The organism is Faecalibacterium sp. I3-3-89, from assembly GCF_023347275.1.
GTDB classification, from domain to species: Bacteria; Bacillota; Clostridia; order Oscillospirales; family Ruminococcaceae; genus Faecalibacterium; species Faecalibacterium butyricigenerans.
On sequence record NZ_CP094468.1, the window covers coordinates 2662219 to 2683027 of the forward strand.

Below are 20809 nucleotides of genomic sequence, written 5' to 3' on the forward strand. Positions count from 1 at the left end.
CTTGCGGGTCTTTGCGATGTCACTCGGCCACCACGACGGTCGCGTGGCGGACGATCTTGTCGCCCAGCTTGTAGCCCTTCTGGTACACCGTGATGACGGTGCCGCTCTCCTGCCCGTCCGGGGCGGGGATCTGCTGGACGGCGTTCATGATGTTGGGGTCGAAGGGCTTGCCCAGCGCTTCGATCTCCTCCACATGGAGGGCATCCAGCGCCTTGGCAGCCTTATCCAGCGTCATGATGACGCCCTTCTTGTAATTCTCGTCGGTGGTGGGAGCGTTGGCCGCCATCTCCAGCGTGTCAAGGATGGGGATGATCTGATTCACGGCAAAGGACACACCATCGTTGAACTTCTGGTCAGCCTCGCGGGTGGAGCGCTTGCGGTAGTTCTCGTACTCCGCTGCCATCCGCAGCAGCTGGTCTTTTGCCTGTGCGGCATTCTTCTCGGCCGTATCGAGCTTCGCCTTCACGGCGTCCATCTCGCGGGCCTTCTTGTTGAACCAGCCATCTTTCTTCTTGGCGTCTGCCGGTTCTGCCTCGGCCTCCTGCTCGGGGGCTGCGGCGGTCTCGGGCGCTTCCTGAGGTGCGGCTTCGGTCTCCTTCGCTTCCTGCTCGGGAGCTTCTGCCGTCTTCTTCGTCTCTTCGCTCATTCCAGATCCTCCTTATATATCACAGTCCGCCGGGGTGCGGCCATCTGCGGGGTGTCTTTTCGTTTGCCGCTCATACCCTCGCCAAGCTCATCGGCGAAGAGGTGGAGCAGCGGCATCAGCTTCTGGAAGGGCATCCGGGTCGGCCCGATGAGGGCCACCGTGCCCCACAGCCCGCCGCCCACAAGGTAGCGGTCGCTGACGATGCACAGGCCGGGGATCTGAGGCTCCAGATCCTCGCCCAGCAGCACGCTCTCACTGCGCTCTGCCGGGGGTGCGATGATGTGGGCGGCCTGCTCCTCGTCGTTCAGCAAGGTGAGGATGTCGCCCACCCTGCCCTCCAGCTGAGGCCAGTCCAGCAGGTGCTGCTCACCGCCCAAGAATACATGGGGCTGTGCGGAGTCCTGCAAAATCGCGGCTGCGGCGCTGATGACCGGCACAAGCTCCGGGTCGATCTGGCTGCACAGCTCGGCGAGCAGCCGGCTCGAAAGATCCACCGGCGCAACGAAGGTCAGGTTGCGGTTGAGCAGCGCGGCCAGCGCAGCGGCATTCTCCCGGGAAAGCCCGGTGCGGACCCGCGCCACACGGGTGCGGACGTAGCCTGCCGTCGTGACGGCCAGCACAGCCGCCGCGCTGCGGCCCACCTGAACGACTTCGTAGTGGGCGACGCAGAGGTCTTCGGCGCAGGGGGTGCTGACCGCGGCGGTGCAGCCGCTGATGGCGGCCAGCGCCTTGGCGGCACCCTGTGCCAGCTTTTCCGGCTCATGGTCAAGGCTGGCGAAGACGGCCTCCACCCGGGCGCGGGTCACGCGGTCCAGCGGCTGGTCGTCGGTCAGCAGATTGTCGAGATAATAACGGTAGCCCTTGGCACTGGGGACACGGCCCGCGCTGGTGTGGGGCTGTTCCAGCAGACCCAGCTTGGTCAGCGCCGCCATTTCGTTGCGCAGCGTGGCGCTGGACACGGCCATATCAAAATAGTTTGCCAGCACACTGCTGCCCACAGGCTCGCCCTCGAGGCCATACAGCGCCACGATCGCCTGCAAGACTCGCTGCTTGCGTGCATCCATCGTCATAGCGCCTGCCTCCTTCTTGGCTTTTGTTTCTTTAGCACTCCATCTTCCTGAGTGCTAAGACCATTATAGCCAAAATTTTTTCCCTGTCAATAGCTTCTCGAAAAAGTTTATAAAGATTCATAATTCTGTCATAAAACCAGCGGGAGGCCCCCTTTCCGGTATAAAGAGAGCTTCCCGCTTGACAACGCCCGGCAGGGCGGCTATACTTATTTATAGAAAAGGCGCTGTCTGCAACATGGCCAGCTCCTTACCCGTATGTCAAAAAAGATTGACTGACAGAGTGTGGGAACTTAGGCGGTCAATCTTTTTTGTTATGTTCTCTGTCCTCATGAGAAATCTTCCAAGTGATCTCGAAAGTCACGTGGACGGCATCGACGAGCAGCACCAGCAAGCTGATGATGACCGCCAGCAGCGCAAAGGTTTCTGTCAGAGACATGACACATCCCTCCCTTCACCGACAGACGGCTCCGGGAAAGGTTTTTTGCTAACAAAAAAGGTCCATTCCCGGACGCCTGCTTCGCTCCAAAGAGTAAAACAAATCGTCAGGGTAAGGAAGCTTGACCACCTGCATTTGCAGACAGCGCCTCGCTGCCAGAGGCAGCATCCAAAGGATACCATAAAAAGCGCGTGAGCACAAGGTTTCACGCGCTTTTTATGCTTTTATAGCCTCATTCCTCCATCTGCTTTGCCAGAAACGCCGCCGCCACGGCCACGGCCTTCTGCTGGGCGGGGTCAGGCTGCTGGGCGCGATCCTCGGCCAGCAGCCCGACGACCCCGGTGACATCCCCCGCTGCGATGATGGGCCACGCGCAGAGCAGAGGCCGCAGCGAGCCCTCACAGGGCAGCAGGACGTGCTCCGGGTCGCCCTCGCTGAGATAGGGCTTGCGGGACTCCATCACCCGTTCCAGCGGCTGGCTGACACTACGGTCGGCAAGGTCGCGCCGGCCTGCCCCTGCGGCGGCGAGGATGCGGTCGCGGTCGGCCATGAAGGCCGTAAGGGCAAAGCTTCGGCTCAGCACCTCCACATACTGCACCGCCACCCCGTGCAGCTCCCCCACCGGGGAATACTTCTTGAAGATGACCTCGCCCTCGCCGGTGGTGAAGATCTCGAGGGGGTCGCCGCGGCGGATGCGCTGGGTGCGGCGGATCTCCTTCGGGATGACCACCCGGCCCAGCTCATCGATGCGGCGGACGATTCCGGTTGCTTTCATCTGGTGTACCTTCCTTCCCATTCTTTGCTTTCGGATGCGGTACAGTTATTATGTGGAAACGAGAGGGAAATATACACCTGCCCGCCCTCTGTTTGCCAAACCGGAGCGGCTATGATACAATGAACTCATCTCAGAAGCTGGTTTGCTTCTGAACACAGCTTCTTGGAAAGGATGGACAGAGGATGCAGCATATCCTTGTTTTAGGCGGCGGCGCAGCGGGTCTGGCCGCTGCGCTGGCGGCAGCGCAGACCGCCAAGGGCAGCGCCCGCATCACCGTACTGGACAGAAACGCAAAGGTGGGCAAAAAGCTTCTGGCCACCGGCAACGGGCGCTGCAACCTCGACAACCGGGACATCTCGCCCGAGCGGTATTTCACCAGCAGCCCCAAGGCCCTGCGCCGCCTGCTGGACGCCGTGAACGAGGCCGCGCCGCTGGCGTGGTTCGAGGGCCTCGGCCTCTACCCCCGCACCGACGAGGCCGGGCGGGTGTACCCCTACTCCAATCAGGCGGCAGACGTGCTGGCCCTGCTGGAACACCATCTGGCCGCGCTTGGCGTCGAGCTTCGCACCGGCTGCACCGTCCGGAGCCTGAGCCAGAGCCGGGGCGGCTACGACCTCCAGTTCGAGACCGAAGCGGGCCGCGAAAGTCTGCGGGCCGATGCCGTCATCTGCGCCATGGGCGGCGAAGCCGGGCCGCAGTTTGGCACCGACGGCTTCGGCACCCGGTTCGCCGCCCAGTGCGGCGGGCGGATGGCCCCCCTCTACCCCTGCCTGACGGCCTTACAGTGCGCCCACCCCCGTAAGTCGCTGGCCGGCATCCGGGCCAAGGGCTGCGCCAGCCTGTTGGACGGCACCGATGGCCGGGTGCTTGCCCGGGAAATGGGCGAGGTGCAGTTCACCGATTACGGACTCTCCGGCATCTGCATCATGCAGCTGTCGGGCCTGCTGGCCCCGGGCCGCGGCCCGAAGCAGCCCGTCGTAGCCCTCGACCTCTTCCCCGCCCTGAGCGAAGCGGAGCTGTCCGCCCTCTTCGCCCGGCGGGCCGGGCTTCTGGGCGGCGCTGCGGAGTTCTGGCTGGGGCTTCTGCCCGCAAAGCTGGGCCGCGCCCTCTGGGCCGACGCCGGGCTGCCCGAAGACGCCCGCGCCCTGCCCGCTTCGGCGTGGCCGAAGCTCGCCGCCGCGGCCAAGTGCTGGCGGTTCGAGGGGCTGACCCCCTGCGGCTGGAAGCAGGCCCAGACGACCGGCGGCGGACTGCTGCTGGACGAGGTGGAGGACGACTTCCAGTTCAAGGGCTGTCCGGGCCTTTACTTCGTGGGCGAGACGCTGGACTGCGCGGGCAGCTGCGGCGGCTACAACCTCCACTGGGCCTTCGGCAGCGGCATCCTCGCCGGCCGGTCGGCGGCGAAGCGCCGCCCCGCCCCTGCCCCCCGGAAAAAGAAAAAGACCTGAAGCAGCACAAGACCCCGGAGGGCATTTCTCCGGGGTCTTGTTTTCTGCGTTATTCGTTCGCCGCTTTCTCCAGCTCTGCGGCCTCGGCGGCAGCTTCCGCCTCTTCTTCCTTCTGATACTCCGCAAAGGCCGACCACATCGGCTCGATGTCCTCGCCCCGGACGCGGCGGGCGAAGTAGTTCTTGGTGATGTCCACCACAGTGCCGGACAGCGCCAGCACGCCGATGAGGTTCGGGATCATCATCAGGCCGTTGAAGGTGTCGGAGAGGTCCCACGCAAGGCCCAGCTTCATGGTCGCGCCCACGACGGTCATACCCACGAAGACGACCTTATAGATGCGGCTGCCTGCCGTGCCGAAGAGGTACTCGACGGCCTTGGTGCCGTAATGACTCCAGCCGAGGGTGGTGGAGTAGGCAAACAGCAGGATGGACACCGCGATGAACTTGGGGCCGAAGCTGCCGAACGCCGCCGTGAAGGCCTGCCCCACCAGTGCATTGTCCTGCACTCCCGCAAGGACAGCGCCGCTCTCGAGGTCTACCACGCCGGTGGTCAGGATGACGAGGGCCGTCAGGGTGCAGACCACGATGGTATCGGCAAAAACCTCGAACACGCCCCACATTCCCTGATGCACCGGTTCTTTGACGTTGGAGGCCGAGTTGACCATGACCGCAGAGCCGAGTCCGGCTTCGTTGGAGAACGCGCCCCGCTTGAAGCCCCATGTGATGGTCTGGCTGATGCCGTAGCCCAGCGCGCCGCCGCCTGCGGCGTTCAGATTGAATGCGCCCCGGAGGATCGCCGCCAGCGCCGCCGGGATATTGCCTGCGTGCATGACCACGATGATGAGCGCGCCCGCGATGTAGAACAGGGCCATCAGGGGCACCAGCTTCTCGGTGACAGCGGCCACCCGCTTGAGTCCGCCGATGACGATGAGGGCCGTGACCACCATCAGCGCAAGGCCGGTGGCAAGGTAGGGCAGATGGAACGCGGCGTTCATGTTGCCCGCGATGGAATTGATCTGGCTCATGTTGCCGATGCCGAAGGACGCAAGGATGCAGAAGCAGGCGAACAGGGCGGCCAGCACCCTGCCCACCGTCTTACAGCCGGGCTTTGCGCCCAGACCGTCCGTTAAGTAATACATCGCGCCGCCGGACCACTCGCCCTTCTCGTTCCTGCGGCGGTAGTAGACGCCCAGCACGTTCTCGGCGAAGCTGGTCATCATGCCCAGCAGCGCCATGACCCACATCCAGAAGATGGCCCCCGGGCCTCCCGAGACGATGGCCGTGGCCACGCCCACGATGTTGCCTGTGCCGATGGTGCCCGCCAGCGCCGTGCACATGCTCTGGAACTGGCTGATGGCCATGTCCTCCTTGCTGGTATGGGCGGTGACGTCCTTATTGGTAAAGATGGCGCCGATGGTGTGCCGGAGCCAGTAGCCCATCCTCCGGAACTGGAAAAAACCGGTGCGGATGCTGAGCCATAGGCCGGTGCAGAACAGCAGCGCCAAACCGAACGGCCCCCAGACGAAGCCGTTGACCACGTTGTTGATCCGCGTGACGATGTCTACCATAGGAATCCTCCTCCAAATATCCCAAACAAAATGCGGGCAGAACCTCTTTTCCAAAGGCTCTGCCCGCAAAAAACGCAGCGTATGACTCCGCGCAGGATATGCTTCCTGCACAAAAGACGTTTGCTCTGTCCTTCTGCCTGAGAGATCGGCCCATTCGGCCTTACACCTTCGGCACCCGCTTTCTGCGGGCTTCTCCAGAGTGCGGCACACCCGGCGCACCGGGCGGCACATCTTGTGATTTCGTTCTCCCTTTATGCACAGCTGTGCACATTAGAAAAACTTTATCATATTTTCGGCTTCTTGGCAAGCCTTTCACCGCATTTTACGCTCCGGTTTCATCTTTTATTCCGAAAGGTGAATTTTATTTTGGTATGACTTTCTCTTGTCTTTATCGGTCGATGGGCGGCACATCGTCGGGGCTGCCCATCGCGTCCAGCCACTCCTCAGCCTTCAGCTGGGGCGGCAGGTGGGGCACCGGCTCACCGTCCGGGTCGTCATCGGGCGGGGGCACGAGGTCTTCCGGGCCTTCCGCGCCCTCAAAGCCGTGGGCAAGGCCGTCCGGGCTGACGTCGCCGTCACGGCGGGAGGTCTCGCAGCAGTCCAGCCCCTCGTAGGCACTGGCGGGGCCGAGGTCGAGCCAGAAGTCCTCCCGCTCTTCCTTGCTGGGGGTATCATCGAATTTCATAGCATTTCCCTCCTTTTCTGCATAAAGCTTCCCCCACCCGGCCATGCTTTATGCAGTTTTTTGCAGGGAGGCAGAGGAATGAACGCAAAAGGTTGGAGGCCCTTCTGGGCCGCGCTGCTGGCAGGGCTGCTGGTGCTGGTACCTCTGGTGGGCGGCACCGTCCTGCTCACCCGCCGCACTCTGCGGACAAAGCTGGCCTCCCGCCCTCAGAGCGGCGTGGCCATCCGACAGCCCAAGGAGGAAAACCGCCTGAGCCTGCTGGTCTGCACCGCCCCCACCGAGACGACAGCCCCCGGCTTCCTGCTGCTCTACCTCAGCGCCAGCCAGAACTGCATCCATGCGCTGGCCCTGCCCGGGGAGCTGACCGTCCCCTTTGGGACGGACGAAGCCGCCCTCGCCGACTGCTACCGGGCGGCAGGCCCGGCCCGCTGCCGGGAAGCACTGCTCTCTGCCCTCGCCCTGCCTGAGGACACCCACTACCTCGCCCTTGCGCCCTCGGTCTTACAGGCCATCGCTGACCGGTACGGGGCGCTCCGGGTGGGCTTTTCGGGCGCGCTGACCGCCGACGAGCTGGCCCGCACCGGCTACAGCGCCAATGTGCAGGCCCTCTCGGCCCGGGAGGCGGAAGCGCTGCTCAGCGGGATGGAGGGCGTCGTCCCTCCGGCCCACAAAGCAGCCGCCCGGGCGGCGGTGTGGGACGCCTTCTTCCGGCAGGAGCTGGAGCTTCTGCCCGCCACCCTGCCCGACGCCCTGCGCACCTACAGCCCGAGCCTGCTCACCGACCTGACGGCGCAGGACCTGCTCATCTTAGAGGATACGCTGGAATTTCTCGCCGACCGCACAGCCTCCGTCCATGCGGGGGCGCTGCCCGGGGATTGGGATGCCGACGCCGGGCGTTACACCCTTACCGAGGACTCCCGCGCCGCCGTGCAGGCCCTCTTCAACGTCTCTCCCACCGACGGGCAGCTCTCGTCCGCCAGCGAGCCATAGCCCAGCACCAGCGTGCCGACCGGAGCGGCTCCGCCGCCGGTGAGGTCGTAATCGCTCAGGAGGCTGAGCCGGACGCCCTCGGCCTCGGCAGCGGCCCGGAGGGCGTCATCCGGGGGCGGGTCCCGCAGCTCGGCCAGCAGATGCAGGCCGGTGTGCAGCCCCATCAGATGCAGCTCCTCGGGCGCGAAGGCCTCCTGCAGCGCCGCCGTCAGGGCGTCCCGCCGGGCCTTATAGGCCACCCGCTCCCGGGCCAAGTGGCGGGTGAAGTAGCCTCCGGTGATGAAGCGGGCCAGCGTCTGCTGCTCGAAGCGGCTCACGGTGCCGGAGTAGAGCCGATACTTCGCGTGCCACGCGGGCAGAAGCTGCTCGGGCAGCACCATGTAGGCGATGCGGATACTGGGCGCGAGGCTGCGGGAGCAGGTGGAGAGGTAGACCACCGGCCCGTCGGCCCCGGCCATCCCCTGCAGGCTGGGCAGCGGGCGGGTGTCGAAGCGGAACTCGGAGTCGTAGTCGTCCTCGATGATATACCGCCGGCCCGGGCAGCGGGCAGCCCAGTGGAGCAGCTCGGCCCTGCGTCCGGCCGGCATGGTGACGCCTGTGGGGAACTGATGGCTGGGGGTGACGTAGCAGACCGCCGCGCCGGAGTCCGACAGCGCCCGGATGGAAAGTCCATCCTCGTCCACCGGCAGGCAGCAGCAGGCCACGCCGTTGTTTTCCAGCACCTGCTTTGCGCGGGGGTAGCCGGGATTCTCCACCGCCGCCGGCCCGGGCAGAAGCGGGGCCAGCAGCCCCAGCAGGTACTCAAGGCCCGCTCCCACGACGATCTGGTGCGCACCGCACCGGACGCCCCGGTACTCTTCGAGGTAGCCCGCCAGCGCCTGCCGCAGCGCAAGGTCACCCTGCGCATCGCCGTGGGTCAGCAGCTCGGGCGACGAATACAGCAGCTCCTTTTGCAGCCGCGCCCACGTCCGGAAGGGGAACAGCCCCGGGTCCACGCCCCGGGTGGAGAGGTCATAGCGGATGGGCCGCTGTTTCGGTACAGCCTCAGCCTTCGGCGGCGCGGCGGGCGCGGCGCTCTCGGGCAGAGCCAGATACTCCTGTACATAAAAGCCGCTCCGCTCCCGCGCCTCCAGATAGCCCTCCGCTGCCAGCATCTGATAGGCCGCGTCCACCGTGTTCACCGAGACGGAAAGCTCTGCCGCCAGACGCCGCTTGCCGGGCATCCGCGTCCCCGCCGGGACAGCTCCCGTCCGCATCTCGGCGGCGAGGCTGCGGTAGAGCTGCTCATAAAGCGGCACATCGGATGCCGCGTCCAGCGCTGTCGTCAAATGGACCATAAAAAGCCCCTCCTTTTCAGCCAGTGTGCCAAACTGACCCCATAAAAAATCTTTGTTCTGGGTATTTGCACGGGGCCAGTTTTGCGTATAATAGGAGCATACCCGCAAGAACCAAAAAAGTCAATCGGTTTTGTGGGTTTTTCGTAAAATGGGAGGGAAAAATCATGTCTACCACCGCAATGTGGCTGCTTCTGGCAGTCGTTGTCATCGTGATCGTCTTTGCAAGTGTGCTCTACAAGCGCACCTTCACCGTCCACGAGCTGGCGCTCACCGGCGTCATGGCCGCTCTGAGCCTCGTGGCCTACTTATTCTTCCGGGTGCCCTTCTACGGCGGCTCCTCGTTCCATCTGGGCAATACCTTCACGGCCCTGACCGCCCTGCTGCTGGACGGCGTATCCGGCGGTCTGGCCGGTGCCATCGGTCTGGCTCTGGCCGACATCCTCGCCGGCGACCCGGGCTATGCCGTCACCACCTTCATCCTGAAGTTCCTCATCGGCATCACCTGCGGCGCAGTGGCCCACAAGGTCTTCAAGCTCCGCGAGCTGGATAAGCACACCCCCGGCTATCTCGTCAAAGTGACCGCCGCCGCTGCCTCCGGCCTGCTGCTGAACGTCTTTACCGACCCGTTCCTCGGCTACTTCCGCAATGTATATATCTTCGGTCAGGATTACACCATCGCCAAGGCCCTGACCAAGATCACCGGCGGCGTCACCTTTGTCAACAGCGTGGCCTCCACCGTCTGCGTCGTTCTCCTCTATCTGGCCCTGCGCCCGGCGCTGGAGCGTGCGAACCTTCTGCCCAAGGCTGAGAAGAAGGCGGAAAACAAGTAACCAACTCCATCCCTGTCTGATGTACTCATAAAGCGAAAAAGGCATCTGCCCCTGCGGACAGATGCCTTTTTCGTTTATTTCTTTTCAAATACGAGGAACCGGAACGAGATGTCGGTGGTCAGCTCCGGCAGCGCCGCGAGGCGGGCTGCACCGTCCCGGGGCGTTTTCCAGTAGTAGGGCGTCATGGCGAAGAGGGCTTCCAGCTGCCCGGCCGGCACCGTGATGCGGCCGGACACTTCCCGCTCCCCGACGGCCTCAAAGCCCGGATATTCCACTTCCTGCACCGGATTTTTGTAGGGCTTTTCGTAGAGGACGGCCTTCATCTGGAAGAGGTGCTCCGGGCCGGGCACGGCATAGATGAGCCGCCCGCCCGGGCGCAGCACCCGGAGGAACTCCTCCTGCGCGAAGGGCGAAAAGCAGTTGAGCAGAACATCGGCCCATCCCGTGCGCACCGGCTGATGGAAGCTGGACGCCACGGCGTACCGGGCCGAGGGCAGGGCCTTTGCGGCCAGACGCACTGCAGGCTTTGCGATGTCGAAGCCTGCCAGCTCCAGCGGACGGCCTGCCTCCCCGAACTGCCGGGCGATGCAGCGGTCATACCAGCCCTCGCCGCAGCCCGCGTCCAGCAGGCGGAGCGGCCCGTTTGCGGCGGGCTGGCCATACATAAGGCACAGCTCCCCCAGCGCCTGCCCGAAGATGCCATAGTAGCCCGCGCTCAGGAACGCGCGGCGGGCGGCTACCATCTCTTTGCTGTCGCCGGGGGCTTTCGTGCGGGTGTTCTGCACCGGAAGCAGATGCCAGTAGCCCTCTTTTGCCCGGTCGAAGCTGTGGCCGGAGGGGCATTTCAGCGCATTCTCCCCGGCAAGCGGTGCGCCGCACAGCGGGCAGCACCACGGAGCGAATCCCTCTGCCATCACACTTCCTCGCTGTGGTCCTCGATGGGGGCCGTCGCGCCGCCGTGGGCGTTCATATACTCCTCAAAGCTGGTGAACTTCTGCTGCGGCGGGCGGCGGCTGATGAGCATAAGGCCCGGGTCTTCGTCTTTTCCCGGCGCGTTGCTGCGGCTGCGGCCGTTGTTCCGGCCGGGCTGCTCGGCTCTGGGGGCGCGGGGCGCACGGCCTGCGCTGCCCTGCTCGCTGCGGTCATTGCGGCGGCTGTTCCGGCCCTCGCTGCGGGCATTGTTCTGCTGGGCAGGCTGGGCCGGGCGGGCGTTCCGCTCATTGCGGGGGCTGCGGCCTGCGCCATTGCGGCCATTGTTCTCGCCGCGCGGGGCGGGCTGGCGGCTCTGCATCGCGGTGGGGATGCTCTGGGCCGGGGCAGCGGGCGCGGCGGCGTTCTTTTTGGCGGAGCGGAGGGGGGTCGCCTCCGGAGCGCTCACAAAGTGGGGGTCGAATTTCGGCTGGGCGTTGCTGCCGCGGCCTGTGCCCTGTGCAGGGGCGTTGCCCTCGCGGCGGGGCCGGTTGTTATTGTTACGGCGGTTGTTGTCGCGTCCGCCGGGAGTGCGCTTGTTGTTCTCATCCATGAGCTGTTCCTCTTTTGCTTCGATTTTGGGAGCTTTCTGCTTTTTTGCCGCAGAAAGCTTGGCCGCGCCCTTTTTTTCAGGTGCAGCGGGCTTGGCGGCGGCTGCCGCCTTGGGGGCCTCGGCCTGCTCCGGGGCAGGCTGGTCGGCCTTGGGCTTGCGGCCCCGCACCGGCGGGGCGGCTTTTACGGGGGCGGGCACGCCGTCCCACGGATGGCCGGACACCACCGGGATCTTCCGGCGGTTGAGCTTCTCGATCCCGGCCAGATACTCCATCTCCTCGGGGGCACAGAAGCTCACAGCCGTGCCGTCTGCGCCTGCGCGGGCGGTGCGGCCGATGCGGTGGACGTAGGTCTCCGGCACCTCGGGCAGGTCGTAGTTGAACACATGAGAAAGCTCGCTGATGTCGATGCCCCGGGCGGCAATGTCCGTGGCCACCAGCACCTTGGTCTTGCCCTCCTTGAAGCCCTCCAGCGCGGCCACACGGGCGCTCTGGCTCTTGTTGCCGTGGATGGCGGCGGCGGTGATGCCCTGCTTGGTGAGGTCGCGGGCGATCTTATCTGCGCCGTGCTTGGTGCGGCTGAACACCAGCGCGTTCTGCACCGGCGGCTCCAGATTCTTGATGAGCCAAGGGAGCAGGAGCTTCTTGTTGCCCTTCTCGACGAAATACAGGCTCTGGTCGATCCGCTCCACTGTGCTGGACACGGGATCCACCTTGACGAAGGCGGGGTCGTGGAGGATGCCTGCGGCCAGCTGCTCGATCTCTTTGGGCATCGTGGCGCTGAACATCAGGTTCTGGCGCTTTGCGGGCAGCTTTGCGATGACCTTCTTCACGTCGTGCACAAAGCCCATGTCCAGCATCCGGTCGGCCTCATCCAGCACGAAGATCTCGATGTCGGCAAGGTCGATATAGCCCTGCCCGATGAGGTCGTTCAGCCGACCCGGGCAGGCGATGAGGATGTCTACGCCCTTCTTGATGGCTTCCACCTGCGGGGTCTGGCCCACGCCGCCGAAAATGACGGTGCTGCGCAGCTTGAGATACTTTCCATAGGCGGCGAAGCTCTCGCCGATCTGAAGCGCAAGCTCCCGGGTCGGGGTGAGGATGAGGGCGCGGATCGCGCCCTTTTTGCGGGGAGCTGCCCCGCTCAGGCGGTCGAGCATGGGCAGCGCAAAGGCAGCGGTCTTGCCAGTGCCGGTCTGGGCGCAGCCCATCAGGTCCCGCCCTTCCAGCACCGGCGGGATGGCCGAGGCCTGAATGGGCGAGGGGGTCTCATAGCCCGCCTCGCTTACAGCTTTGAGCAGGGGGGCGGACAGATTCAGTTCATTAAAAGTCATGGTACTCCTTGGTCATTCTTTGATCCTGCGGCACTCGATGTAATACCGCTTCTCCTCCGCATGGCCCATGCTGAAGGTCTTGCGGGGCAGCACGCCGCCCATCACGATGCCCTTGAACAGGTCGCTCTTCTCGAAGGGCGGCAGCAGGAAAGCCACGCCGCCCTGCTTGGTCAGGGCGCGGACAGCCGGCTCGTCGTGGACATAGTCCACCCGGGCCTCGCTGTGGCGGGCCATAAAATATTCGATAAATTCATCCACCGTGCCCACGGTCAGCGGGGCGACGGGGTCCTCAAAGCTGAGGACATTGGACACATGGGGGCCTGCCAGCGTGAACGCCTGCTGCTTCGAGTCGCCGAAGCAGATCCCAGCCATGTTGGCGTCGCTCCACGCGATGAGGGCCAGCAGCACCGCGCCGCAGTCCACGTTGAAGAGGACGCGGTGGATGGGTTCGATCTCGATGGCGGGCGAATGGACGTTGCACACCTCGGCCAGACACCAGCGGGCGGGGTGGTTCTCCCGCTCTTCCGGCGTCAGGGTGGGCTTCAGTTCCTCCCAGCAGGCCTTGGCCGCAGCCAGCGAATGGTTGCCGTCGCCCACGGCCAGTGTCAGGGGCGCTGCGCCCTTGGCCTGCGGATACTTGGCGTCGAAGGCTTCCTGACTGCCCAGTCCGGCCAGTGCGGCCTCGATCTGGGCCAGCAGGGCGGGGTCTTCCACGGCCCATCCGGCGATGTGGCCGCCGCCCTGCATCAGCTCACCCTCATACAGCTTTTTCAGCCCGCTCTTGTGCGCGCCGATCGGCTCGATGAGGGTGCAGCCGGGGTCGTCGGCCAGCATCATGACATGGGGCGTCTCCAGCGCCGCCCCCCGGCGCACGGTCATACGAGGCGGGATGCGCTCGGTGACGGTGCGCTCGCTGGGCCGGATGGCCGGGCGGCTGCCCTTCTCGTAGCTGTAGGCCTCAAGGTCGATCTTACCCACAAGGCCCTGCCGCACCCGTCCGCTCTGCTCGGTGCGTTCGACGTAGACGAAGCCGTCCACGGCGCGGGTCAGCACATCCCGGCTGTAGGCGTCCATCGCGGCGTGGATGCGCTCCACCCGCTGGGCCGCGTCCTTGTCCCCGAGGTAGACCTCCGGCAGGATGAGGCGCAGGGTGCTGGGGCAGCTGCCCACAGCAGCGTCTGCCCGCTCCCAGTAGGCACGGTCGCTGGTAAACTGGTCACAGGCCACACAGCCCCACTTTTCCAGAGGGATGTCCTCTCTGGGCAGAAGGATGTGGGCCGGGCCAAAGCAGGATGCAGGTTTCATGGTTACATTCCTCACTCTCTATACGATCACCGGCAGCGAAACAGGCCGCGTGATCTTCTTACCGGAACAGCCCCGCAGCGTCGTCCCAGAACACGGTGTGCTCCACGCCGGAGGCTGCCAGAGCGTCGCTCAGCGCATTGCGGGCGGCTTCGTCCATCGTCTGCTTGGCGGGCACCTCGACGACGAGATTCTTAACGCCCAGTGCATCGGCCTTGCCGCCCACGGTGGCAGCACCGTCCGTCACCTGCGCCAGCGAGTAGCCGTACCACAGGGTAACGCTGCCGCTGAAGCGGGCGTCCCACAGGGCGATGTCCGCCGCCAACTGGGCGCTGCGGTCGCGTCCGTCGGTGGAGCCGAAGTCCTGCTTGCCGTTCTGGGCCAGCGGGAACTGGACATTTTCCAGCAGGACATGGTCGAAGCCCATGCTCTGCACCTCGCCGATGAGGTCGCCGATGAACTGCACAGCCTCGTCGGAATAGGGGTTCAGCCATGGGTTGCCGCCGGCCGAGGCCTTATTGTCCAGCCAGAGGTATTCCTGCCCGGTGTAGCCGATGGCCATGCCGCGGTTGGCGCGGGCGGCGGCGGGGTCGCGGAAGGCAGCCAGCTTGGCCACCGGCACAAGGCCGTTCTCCTTCAGCACCGAGGCGATGAGGGACGGGTCGAGGGATGCGCCCTCGATGCTGCCCGCCGCAGCGGGGAGGGCGGAGGGGTACAGGATCTGCCCGCTGCTGTCCTTCAGGGTCACGACGGCATACGCCGCACCCTGCCGGGCCAGCTCCTGCGCCGCAGCCCGCAGCGAAGCTTCATCCCGGGCCGCAGCGGTGTCCAGAACGCCCCAGCTGCCCTCAATGATGGCATTGGCGGGCGCGGCGGCGGGTTCCGACGAAGCAGGCTGCACCTCCGAGGAGGCCGCAGGCTCTGCCGCCGCCTCGGACGAAGCGGCCACGCTGGACGCTGCCGGCCCGGACGAGGCCGAGAGGTCGCGGTTGCGCACCACGGTATACCAGGTGTGGGTGGCCCAGTCCAGCACATGGGGCGCAGCCAGCCAGCCCACCACCAGCACCACGGCCACCAGCACCACGATGCCGACGACCTTCTTGACCCACATACCGGGGCTGTAAAAACTGCGGTGATACCGCTTGACCTTTTTATACTTTGCCATGTTCGTCCCTTTCTCCTGCACTCCTTACAGGATCACCGAGTGGCCCGTAAAACCATAGATAGCCAGCGCCAGCACGCCGACATAGACCAGCGTGATGGGCAGGCCCCGGAACGCCTCCGGGATGGCCTCGCTGCGCAGACGGTGGTCGGCCTCCGTCACCAGCATGACGGCCAGCAGATAGCCGAGGCCGCTGCCAAGGCCGAAGCCCATGCTCTGCTCCAGCGTAAAGCTCTGGGTACGCTCCACCAGCACCGTGCCCAGCACACCGCTGTTGACTGCGGCAGCAGGCAGGATGCGGAGCAGCTGGCCGCCGTGGTGTCTGCCCCGCGCTGCCCAGAGCACAAGGAATTCAAACAGGCTCACCACCGCCACGCAGGCCAGATAGACCAGCGGGCGGAGCTGGGCGAAGTTGGGCTGGGCGGCCGCGAAACCGCCTGCATAGAAAGCCAGCGGAGCCACCAGCACCTGCGTCACGCAGAGCAGCAGGGCGAACCACCCGCTGCTGGTGCGCTCGTCGCCCACCAGCTGGACCAGCCGGGAGACGCCCAGACCGCGGGTGAACACCGCATTCTGCGCAAAGATGGCCAGCACGGCGTAGCTGAAAAAGACGCCGACGGCCTGCATCACATCATTGCTCATCCTGAGGCTCCCCCTCTCTCTGGCGGTAGACTGCCATGAGGCCCCGGGCCTCCGATGTCAGATAATCTTTCTGCTTCTTGGCCAGCGTGCGCCAAACAGCGCACAGCACGCCCAGCACGATGAAGCCGCCTGCCGGCATCCCCGCCATCGGCAGGATGGGGCGGCTGAGCAGATGGCCGAACACCGTACCGGCGCTCAGCCACTCCCGCACGCAGCCCAGCAGCAGGAGCAGCAGGCTGTAGCCCACCGTGATGCGCACGCCCTTGGAGAGGGCCTTGCGGGGCGACTCCTGCACCCGGCCAAAGCGGTAGGTCAGCAGCGGCTCCACCACCAGCATGGGCAGGTAGATGCCCAGCACCAGCAGGCTCACCCCGAACAGGCGGTTCAGGATGGGGTAGGCTGCCAGATAGACCACCGCCGCGCTGCCCGAATAGAGGATGCTGCGGGGCAGCAGCTTCTTTTCCAGTTCTGCTTTGGACGGATGCTCCTCCCGCAGGGGGAACAGGCGGCTCAGCAGACAGGCCAGCAGACGGGAGGGCGTCAGCAGCAGCGCCACCGCCGCCGCCAGCATCAGAGCGTTCTGGCCGTTGGTGGCAAGGACCACCAGCGGCGCAAGGCCCATACCCTGCATGACCACGGGATTGTTCAGGAAGACGCGGTCATGGTGGAAGAATCGCTCCGGGTCGCGGGCGATGAGTTCTGCACTTCTCCGCTTCATACGGCATCCCCCTTTCCGGTCTGCTTTTTCCAGCTGCTGTGGAGCAGCTCGTAGAGATGGACTTCGGTGCGGTCGAGCCAGCCGGAGATGCTGTTGACCGCCAGCAGCGCGAAGCAGACGCCCGTCTCATAGACGCCGAAGTAGCGGAAGCCCATCGTGAAGGCACCCACCATGATGCCGTAGAGGATGCGGCCCAGCCGGTGGTGGGCGCAGGTATACGGCTCGTTGAGCAGGAAGACGGCGCTGAAGATCATCGCGCCCGTCAGCAGTTCGTCGCGCACGCAGCGCAGACGGAACATGGCGCTGACGGCAAAGGACGCATCCTCGGTCAGGCCCAGCTGACGCGGGAAGAGGAAGACGATGACGCCCGCCGTGACGAGAAAGCTCAGGGCAGCGCTCAGCTTGATGTCCTTCTGCACCCAGAGGAAAAGCCCGCAGGCCGCCAGCACGAGGGCCGAGCCTGCGCCCATCGGGGCGGCATACTCGCCCAGCGCCAGCGACAGACCGCTCAGGTTGATGAGGCCGCCGCTGCGCAGGGTATCCGAGATGGTGCTGGCCGTAGCCACGCCGGAGGCGTCCCACAGGGGGATGCTGGTGTAAGGGGTCGGATAGCGGAACACCTGCTCCGGCCACGACACCGCCGCCACCGCATAGCCCACGGCAGCCGGGTTAAAGGGGTAGCTGCCATAGCCGCCGAAGACCTCTTTGCCGATGAGGACACCGGCCACGATGGCAGCGGCGAGGACATACCAGTCCACCGTCGCGGGCATCAGCAGGGCGATGACGAGGGCAAAGCTCTCGTTGGAATAGTCCCCGGGCTGGTAGACGCGGCGGCGCAGCAGCGAGATGAGCCGGTCGCACAGGTTGCCCATCAGCAGCGCAAAGCCGCAGAGCAGCAGCGGGCGCAGGCCGTAAAGGTAGCAGGAGACGCAGAGCAGCGGCACGCAGAGAAAGCAGATGTGCTTGTAGTATCTGCCGGTGTGCTGCAGCTCTTCTTCCTGCTTCCGGATCAATGCTTCATCCATGGGCCGTTCCCTCTCAGAGCGCGGCCAGCGCGCGGACGGCGGCAGCGGGGTCGGCCGCACCATAGATGGCACTGCCTGCCACCAGCACGTCTGCACCGGCGGCGACGCACTGCGGAGCGGTGGCAGCGTCCACGCCGCCGTCCACTTCCAGCAGGAAGCGCAGGCCCCGGCGCTCCTTCTCTGTCTTGAGCCAGCGGAGCTTGTCGAGGGCCGAGGGCATGAACTTCTGCCCGCCGAAGCCCGGCTCCACGCTCATGACCAGCACGAGGTCCAGCTGGTCGAGATAATAGCCCAGCTCCTCCACCGGGGTGCCGGGCTTGATGGTCATGCCCACCTTGCAGCCCTGCGCCTTGATGGCGTCGATGGTCTCCTGAATGTCGTCATCGCACTCGAGGTGGAAGTTCAGCAGACTGGCACCGGCCTTGGCAAAGGCCTCGGCGTACTGCTGCGGGTGGGTGATCATCAGATGGACGTCGTAGAACGCATCCGGCATGGCCTTGTGCAGGCTCTTGAGCACCGGGACGCCGAAGCTGATGTTCGGCACGAAGTGGCCGTCCATCACATCATAATGCAGCATTTTTGCGCCGGCATCCAGCACCATGCGGCAGTCTGCGCCGAGCTTGCTGAAGTCAGCCGAAAGGATCGAAGGACTGATCGTTGTCATTTTATTTTACTCCCTGTTGTTTCCAAGAGATTTTTTGTGTTTTCGCCCTGCCGCCGCCCCCTGTGGGGGACAGTCGGCATAGTTGTTTATAGTTTACATGAAAACGGCGAAAAAATCAAACCCGCCGCCGTGTTTTTCACGGAAAAGACGTAAACTCCGCCTGCACCCCTTCTTCTGCAATGCAAAAAGCAGCCAGACCGCTCCTCTGGGGAGCAGTCTGACCGCTGTGCTTCAGTCTACCGGCTTCATGCTGGCCGGGTCTTCCACTGCGCCGGGAAGGCCGCTCTCGTCGGGCAGACGCTTCATGCCGCCGGGGTTCGGGGGCTGGACAGGCAGGGTGAACACGAATCTGCACCACTCGCCCTGCTGGCTCTCGACGCGGATCTGACCGCCGGAGAGGTTGACCAGCACCTTGCAGATGTTCAGGCCGAGGCCTGCGCCCCGGGCATGGAGGCCCCGGGACTGGTCTTCCTTATAAAAGCGCTGGAAAACGTAGGGCAGCGCCTCGGGGCTGATACCCTGACCGGAGTTCCAGATGGAGACCTCCACCTCCGGGCCGAGCTTTTCCACCCCGAAGCGGATGGTGCCGCCGGCGGGGGTGAACTTGATGGCGTTGTCCAGCAGGTTATAGGCCACCTGATGGATGAGGTCGGGGTCGGCGTAGACCAGTACCTTCTCGTCCATCGTCAGGCCGTCGATGTCGATCATCCCGTCGTTGATGCGCTGTTCGGCCGAGAGGGCCACGCCGGTGAGGGTCTCCCAGATGTTGAACATCCGGGCATTCACCTGATATTCGCCGCTCTCCAGCTTGGACAGGTCCAGCATATTCTGGATGAGGCGGGCCAGACGGCCCGTTTCCTCGCTGACCAGCTGCAAGTAGTGGTTCTGCATCTCGGGCGGGATGGTGCCGTCCAGAATGCCGTCGATGAAGCCCTTGATGGTCGTCATAGGGGTGCGCAGCTCATGGGCGATGTTGCCCATGAACTGGCCCCGGGAATTGTCGTTGGACTGGATGTTGTCTGCCATCTTGTTGAAGGTGCGGGCAAGGTCGGCCACCTCGCCCTCGCCGTCCACGCCCTCGACCCGGACGGACAGGTCGCCGCCGCCGAAGCGCTGGGCCGCATCCGTCACCTTCTGGAGCGGGTCGGTGAGCTTGTGCATCATCACCTTCGTGAGCACGCTGGCCAGAAGCAGCATCAGGCAGGCCGAGAGGAAAAAGTTCGAGAAGAACTCTCTGCGGAACTCCGCCAGCCGCTCGCCGGACGAGCAGAGAAAGAGGTAACCGGTGCACGCGCCGTCCTCGCTGCGCATCTCACGCACCGAGATGTAGCTTTTCTCCGCCAGCACACCGCCCAGTGTGTCGAAGAGATGGTAGTTCTCCTTGGCCTTGCCCGCCTTTTCCAGCACCTCAGCCTCCACCGTATCGCCGGTCAGCTTTTCCGGCACGGACGCCAGCATCACATTGCCGTCGCAATCGGTGAAGAACAGATAGGCCTCCGCGCTCTCGCCGATGATCTCGAGCTTGGTGCTCAGGGCTTCCAGCTCTTCGCCCTCGGGCAGAGAGGCCTCCTGCACAAGGTAGGACGCCGTCCGCTGGGCGACGTTGACCACCTCATCCAGCGTATCGTACCGCTCCTGCGCAAAATACCGGCTGAAGAGCACCAGCTCAGAGCCGCCCATGACCACCGTGCCGAAGATGAGCAGAGTGCTCATGAGCGAAAAGAACGCAACTGGGATACTTTTGCGCATTACTGACGCACCTCGAACTTATAGCCCACGCCCCAGACGGTCTTCAGCTCCCACTTGTCGGAGGCCCCGGCCAGCTTCTCGCGCAGGCGCTTGACATGGACGTCGATGGTGCGGCTGTCGCCGTAGTACTCGAAGCCCCACACCTCGTCCAGCAGCTGGTCGCGGGTGTAGACCCGGTTGGGGTGGGAGGCGAGGCAGTTCAGCAGCTCCAGCTCCTTCGGGGGAGCCTCCACCACCTTGCCCTTGACCCGCAGCTCGTAGCTGTTCATGTCGAGGCGGAGGTTGTCGAATTCGATGACGCCTTCGGTGCTCTCGGTCTGGGTGGTGGCGGCGGTGCAGCGGCGGAGCACCGCCTTGATGCGGGCCACCACTTCCTTGGTGTCGAAGGGCTTGACCATGTAATCATCTGCGCCCAGCTCAAGGCCCAGCACCTTGTCGAAGGTCTCGCCCTTGGCCGTCAGCATCATGACCGGGGTATTGCCCAGCTTGCGGATGCGGCGGCAGACCTCGAGGCCGTCCATCTTGGGCATCATCACATCCAGCAGCACCATATCAGGCTTGAGCTGGTTGAATTTCTCAAGGCCCTCTTCGCCGTCGTTGGCGGTCGTGACCTGATAGCCCTCCTTGGTCAGGTAGAGCCGCAGCAGCTCGCAGATGTTGGTATCGTCGTCCACGACGAGGATCTTTTCGTTTGCCATGTGAGTGTTCCTCCTCTATCCAGTCAAAAGCCAGCCCCGCACGGGCACCGGCTGCGATCCCGAGTTTAACTCATATTCTATTATACGGGACAGTTATGACAAAATAAAGAAGGTTTTGTATGATTTTTTGAATCTTTGGCGGCCAAGGGCCGGAGAACACAAAAGGGGCCTCCTTTGCAGGAAGCCCCTTTTGCATCACACGGGCCGGTCA

The 20809-nt window shown here is 64.5% G+C and carries 20 protein-coding genes and 1 riboswitch; of the genes, 3 read left to right on the forward strand and 17 right to left on the reverse strand.

The features are described 5' to 3' along the window. Positions 1-19 precede the first annotated feature (19 nt). From MTP38_RS12930 to MTP38_RS12945, 4 genes are all read right to left on the reverse strand, one after another. Entirely contained in the window at positions 20-646 is a 627-nt protein-coding gene (locus MTP38_RS12930; protein WP_249233783.1) for a nucleotide exchange factor GrpE, read from the reverse strand. Further along, a complete protein-coding gene (hrcA, locus tag MTP38_RS12935; protein ID WP_227621389.1) occupies positions 643-1716 on the reverse strand; it encodes a heat-inducible transcriptional repressor HrcA in 1074 nt (357 codons plus the stop codon). The genes MTP38_RS12930 and hrcA overlap by 4 nt, the downstream gene beginning before the upstream one ends. 298 nt (positions 1717-2014) lie before the next feature. Continuing rightward, positions 2015-2152 (reverse strand): hypothetical protein, encoded by a 138-nt coding sequence (locus MTP38_RS12940; RefSeq protein WP_227621388.1) that lies wholly within the window; start codon positions 2150-2152, stop codon positions 2015-2017. 232 nt (positions 2153-2384) lie between these two features. Further along, entirely contained in the window at positions 2385-2927 is a 543-nt protein-coding gene (locus MTP38_RS12945) for a stage V sporulation T C-terminal domain-containing protein (RefSeq protein ID WP_249233784.1), read from the reverse strand. Between the two features lie 182 nt (positions 2928-3109). On the opposite strand from MTP38_RS12945, the gene MTP38_RS12950 reads away from it, so the two are divergent. Beyond that, positions 3110-4375 carry an NAD(P)/FAD-dependent oxidoreductase gene (locus MTP38_RS12950; protein ID WP_249233785.1) on the forward strand — a complete coding sequence of 422 codons (1266 nt, stop codon included), beginning with the start codon at positions 3110-3112 and terminating at the stop codon, positions 4373-4375. Between the two features lie 49 nt (positions 4376-4424). On the opposite strand, the gene MTP38_RS12955 is transcribed toward MTP38_RS12950, so the two are convergent. Next, positions 4425-5942, reverse strand: coding sequence for an alanine/glycine:cation symporter family protein (locus MTP38_RS12955; RefSeq protein ID WP_249233786.1), 1518 nt, complete (start codon positions 5940-5942; stop codon positions 4425-4427). Positions 5943-6057: 115 nt separating this feature from the next. Continuing rightward, positions 6058-6150: riboswitch (glycine riboswitch) on the reverse strand. 180 nt (positions 6151-6330) lie between these two features. Continuing rightward, complete coding sequence (locus MTP38_RS12960) at positions 6331-6627, reverse strand: hypothetical protein (protein WP_249233787.1); 297 nt, start codon at positions 6625-6627, stop codon at positions 6331-6333. Positions 6628-6705: 78 nt separating this feature from the next. Between MTP38_RS12960 and MTP38_RS12965 the strand changes: the two genes are divergently transcribed. Next, positions 6706-7617, forward strand: a complete 912-nt coding sequence (locus MTP38_RS12965; RefSeq protein ID WP_249233788.1) for a hypothetical protein — start codon at positions 6706-6708, stop codon at positions 7615-7617. Here MTP38_RS12965 and pdxR read toward each other — a convergent pair. Then, positions 7524-8954 carry a MocR-like pyridoxine biosynthesis transcription factor PdxR gene (gene pdxR, locus MTP38_RS12970; protein WP_249233789.1) on the reverse strand — a complete coding sequence of 477 codons (1431 nt, stop codon included), beginning with the start codon at positions 8952-8954 and terminating at the stop codon, positions 7524-7526. The two genes, MTP38_RS12965 and pdxR, sit on opposite strands and share 94 nt — an antisense overlap. A gap of 164 nt (positions 8955-9118) precedes the next feature. Between pdxR and MTP38_RS12975 the strand changes: the two genes are divergently transcribed. Continuing rightward, the gene (locus tag MTP38_RS12975; protein WP_249233790.1) at positions 9119-9784 is read left to right on the forward strand and encodes an ECF transporter S component; all 666 of its coding nucleotides are present in this window, start codon (positions 9119-9121) and stop codon (positions 9782-9784) included. A gap of 74 nt (positions 9785-9858) precedes the next feature. Here the strand turns inward: MTP38_RS12975 and MTP38_RS12980 are convergent, their stop codons facing one another. From MTP38_RS12980 to MTP38_RS13025, 10 genes are all read right to left on the reverse strand, one after another. Beyond that, complete coding sequence (locus MTP38_RS12980) at positions 9859-10698, reverse strand: putative RNA methyltransferase (RefSeq protein ID WP_249233791.1); 840 nt, start codon at positions 10696-10698, stop codon at positions 9859-9861. Next, positions 10698-12638: a DEAD/DEAH box helicase gene (locus tag MTP38_RS12985; RefSeq protein ID WP_249233792.1), complete on the reverse strand. Its 1941-nt coding sequence runs from the start codon at positions 12636-12638 to the stop codon at positions 10698-10700. Before MTP38_RS12985 ends, MTP38_RS12980 begins: the two co-directional genes overlap by 1 nt. 12 nt (positions 12639-12650) lie before the next feature. After that, on the reverse strand, positions 12651-13943 hold the full coding sequence (locus MTP38_RS12990; RefSeq protein ID WP_249233793.1) for a DUF1015 domain-containing protein: 1293 nt from the start codon (positions 13941-13943) through the stop codon (positions 12651-12653). A 58-nt stretch (positions 13944-14001) separates the two neighbouring features. Continuing rightward, entirely contained in the window at positions 14002-15105 is a 1104-nt protein-coding gene (locus MTP38_RS12995) for a putative glycoside hydrolase (protein ID WP_249233794.1), read from the reverse strand. Between the two features lie 24 nt (positions 15106-15129). Next, complete coding sequence (locus MTP38_RS13000) at positions 15130-15744, reverse strand: Rnf-Nqr domain containing protein (RefSeq protein WP_249233795.1); 615 nt, start codon at positions 15742-15744, stop codon at positions 15130-15132. Next, on the reverse strand, positions 15734-16462 hold the full coding sequence (locus tag MTP38_RS13005) for an Rnf-Nqr domain containing protein (RefSeq protein WP_249233796.1): 729 nt from the start codon (positions 16460-16462) through the stop codon (positions 15734-15736). Before MTP38_RS13005 ends, MTP38_RS13000 begins: the two co-directional genes overlap by 11 nt. Continuing rightward, positions 16459-17487 (reverse strand): RnfABCDGE type electron transport complex subunit D, encoded by a 1029-nt coding sequence (locus tag MTP38_RS13010; protein WP_249233797.1) that lies wholly within the window; start codon positions 17485-17487, stop codon positions 16459-16461. The genes MTP38_RS13005 and MTP38_RS13010 overlap by 4 nt, the downstream gene beginning before the upstream one ends. Before the next feature lie 13 nt (positions 17488-17500). After that, the gene (gene rpe, locus MTP38_RS13015; protein ID WP_227621373.1) at positions 17501-18151 is read right to left on the reverse strand and encodes a ribulose-phosphate 3-epimerase; all 651 of its coding nucleotides are present in this window, start codon (positions 18149-18151) and stop codon (positions 17501-17503) included. Positions 18152-18382: 231 nt separating this feature from the next. Continuing rightward, positions 18383-19900 (reverse strand): HAMP domain-containing sensor histidine kinase, encoded by a 1518-nt coding sequence (locus MTP38_RS13020; protein WP_249233798.1) that lies wholly within the window; start codon positions 19898-19900, stop codon positions 18383-18385. Next, entirely contained in the window at positions 19900-20598 is a 699-nt protein-coding gene (locus MTP38_RS13025; RefSeq protein WP_227621371.1) for a response regulator transcription factor, read from the reverse strand. The genes MTP38_RS13020 and MTP38_RS13025 overlap by 1 nt, the downstream gene beginning before the upstream one ends. Positions 20599-20809 lie beyond the last annotated feature (211 nt).

Coding starts and splice junctions, on each gene's coding strand:
- MTP38_RS13010 (WP_249233797.1), bottom strand. CDS start 17,487: ATGGATGAAGCATTGATCCGGAAGCAGGAAGAAGAGCTGCAGCACACC.
- MTP38_RS13025 (WP_227621371.1), bottom strand. CDS start 20,598: ATGGCAAACGAAAAGATCCTCGTCGTGGACGACGATACCAACATCTGC.
- MTP38_RS13000 (WP_249233795.1), bottom strand. CDS start 15,744: ATGAGCAATGATGTGATGCAGGCCGTCGGCGTCTTTTTCAGCTACGCC.
- MTP38_RS12975 (WP_249233790.1), top strand. CDS start 9,119: ATGTCTACCACCGCAATGTGGCTGCTTCTGGCAGTCGTTGTCATCGTG.
- MTP38_RS12980 (WP_249233791.1), bottom strand. CDS start 10,698: ATGGCAGAGGGATTCGCTCCGTGGTGCTGCCCGCTGTGCGGCGCACCG.
- hrcA (WP_227621389.1), bottom strand. CDS start 1,716: ATGACGATGGATGCACGCAAGCAGCGAGTCTTGCAGGCGATCGTGGCG.
- MTP38_RS12930 (WP_249233783.1), bottom strand. CDS start 646: ATGAGCGAAGAGACGAAGAAGACGGCAGAAGCTCCCGAGCAGGAAGCG.
- MTP38_RS12945 (WP_249233784.1), bottom strand. CDS start 2,927: ATGAAAGCAACCGGAATCGTCCGCCGCATCGATGAGCTGGGCCGGGTG.
- MTP38_RS13005 (WP_249233796.1), bottom strand. CDS start 16,462: ATGAAGCGGAGAAGTGCAGAACTCATCGCCCGCGACCCGGAGCGATTC.
- MTP38_RS12995 (WP_249233794.1), bottom strand. CDS start 15,105: ATGGCAAAGTATAAAAAGGTCAAGCGGTATCACCGCAGTTTTTACAGC.
- MTP38_RS12990 (WP_249233793.1), bottom strand. CDS start 13,943: ATGAAACCTGCATCCTGCTTTGGCCCGGCCCACATCCTTCTGCCCAGA.
- pdxR (WP_249233789.1), bottom strand. CDS start 8,954: ATGGTCCATTTGACGACAGCGCTGGACGCGGCATCCGATGTGCCGCTT.
- MTP38_RS12940 (WP_227621388.1), bottom strand. CDS start 2,152: ATGTCTCTGACAGAAACCTTTGCGCTGCTGGCGGTCATCATCAGCTTG.
- MTP38_RS12955 (WP_249233786.1), bottom strand. CDS start 5,942: ATGGTAGACATCGTCACGCGGATCAACAACGTGGTCAACGGCTTCGTC.
- MTP38_RS12965 (WP_249233788.1), top strand. CDS start 6,706: ATGAACGCAAAAGGTTGGAGGCCCTTCTGGGCCGCGCTGCTGGCAGGG.
- MTP38_RS12950 (WP_249233785.1), top strand. CDS start 3,110: ATGCAGCATATCCTTGTTTTAGGCGGCGGCGCAGCGGGTCTGGCCGCT.
- MTP38_RS13020 (WP_249233798.1), bottom strand. CDS start 19,900: ATGCGCAAAAGTATCCCAGTTGCGTTCTTTTCGCTCATGAGCACTCTG.
- rpe (WP_227621373.1), bottom strand. CDS start 18,151: ATGACAACGATCAGTCCTTCGATCCTTTCGGCTGACTTCAGCAAGCTC.
- MTP38_RS12985 (WP_249233792.1), bottom strand. CDS start 12,638: ATGACTTTTAATGAACTGAATCTGTCCGCCCCCCTGCTCAAAGCTGTA.
- MTP38_RS12960 (WP_249233787.1), bottom strand. CDS start 6,627: ATGAAATTCGATGATACCCCCAGCAAGGAAGAGCGGGAGGACTTCTGG.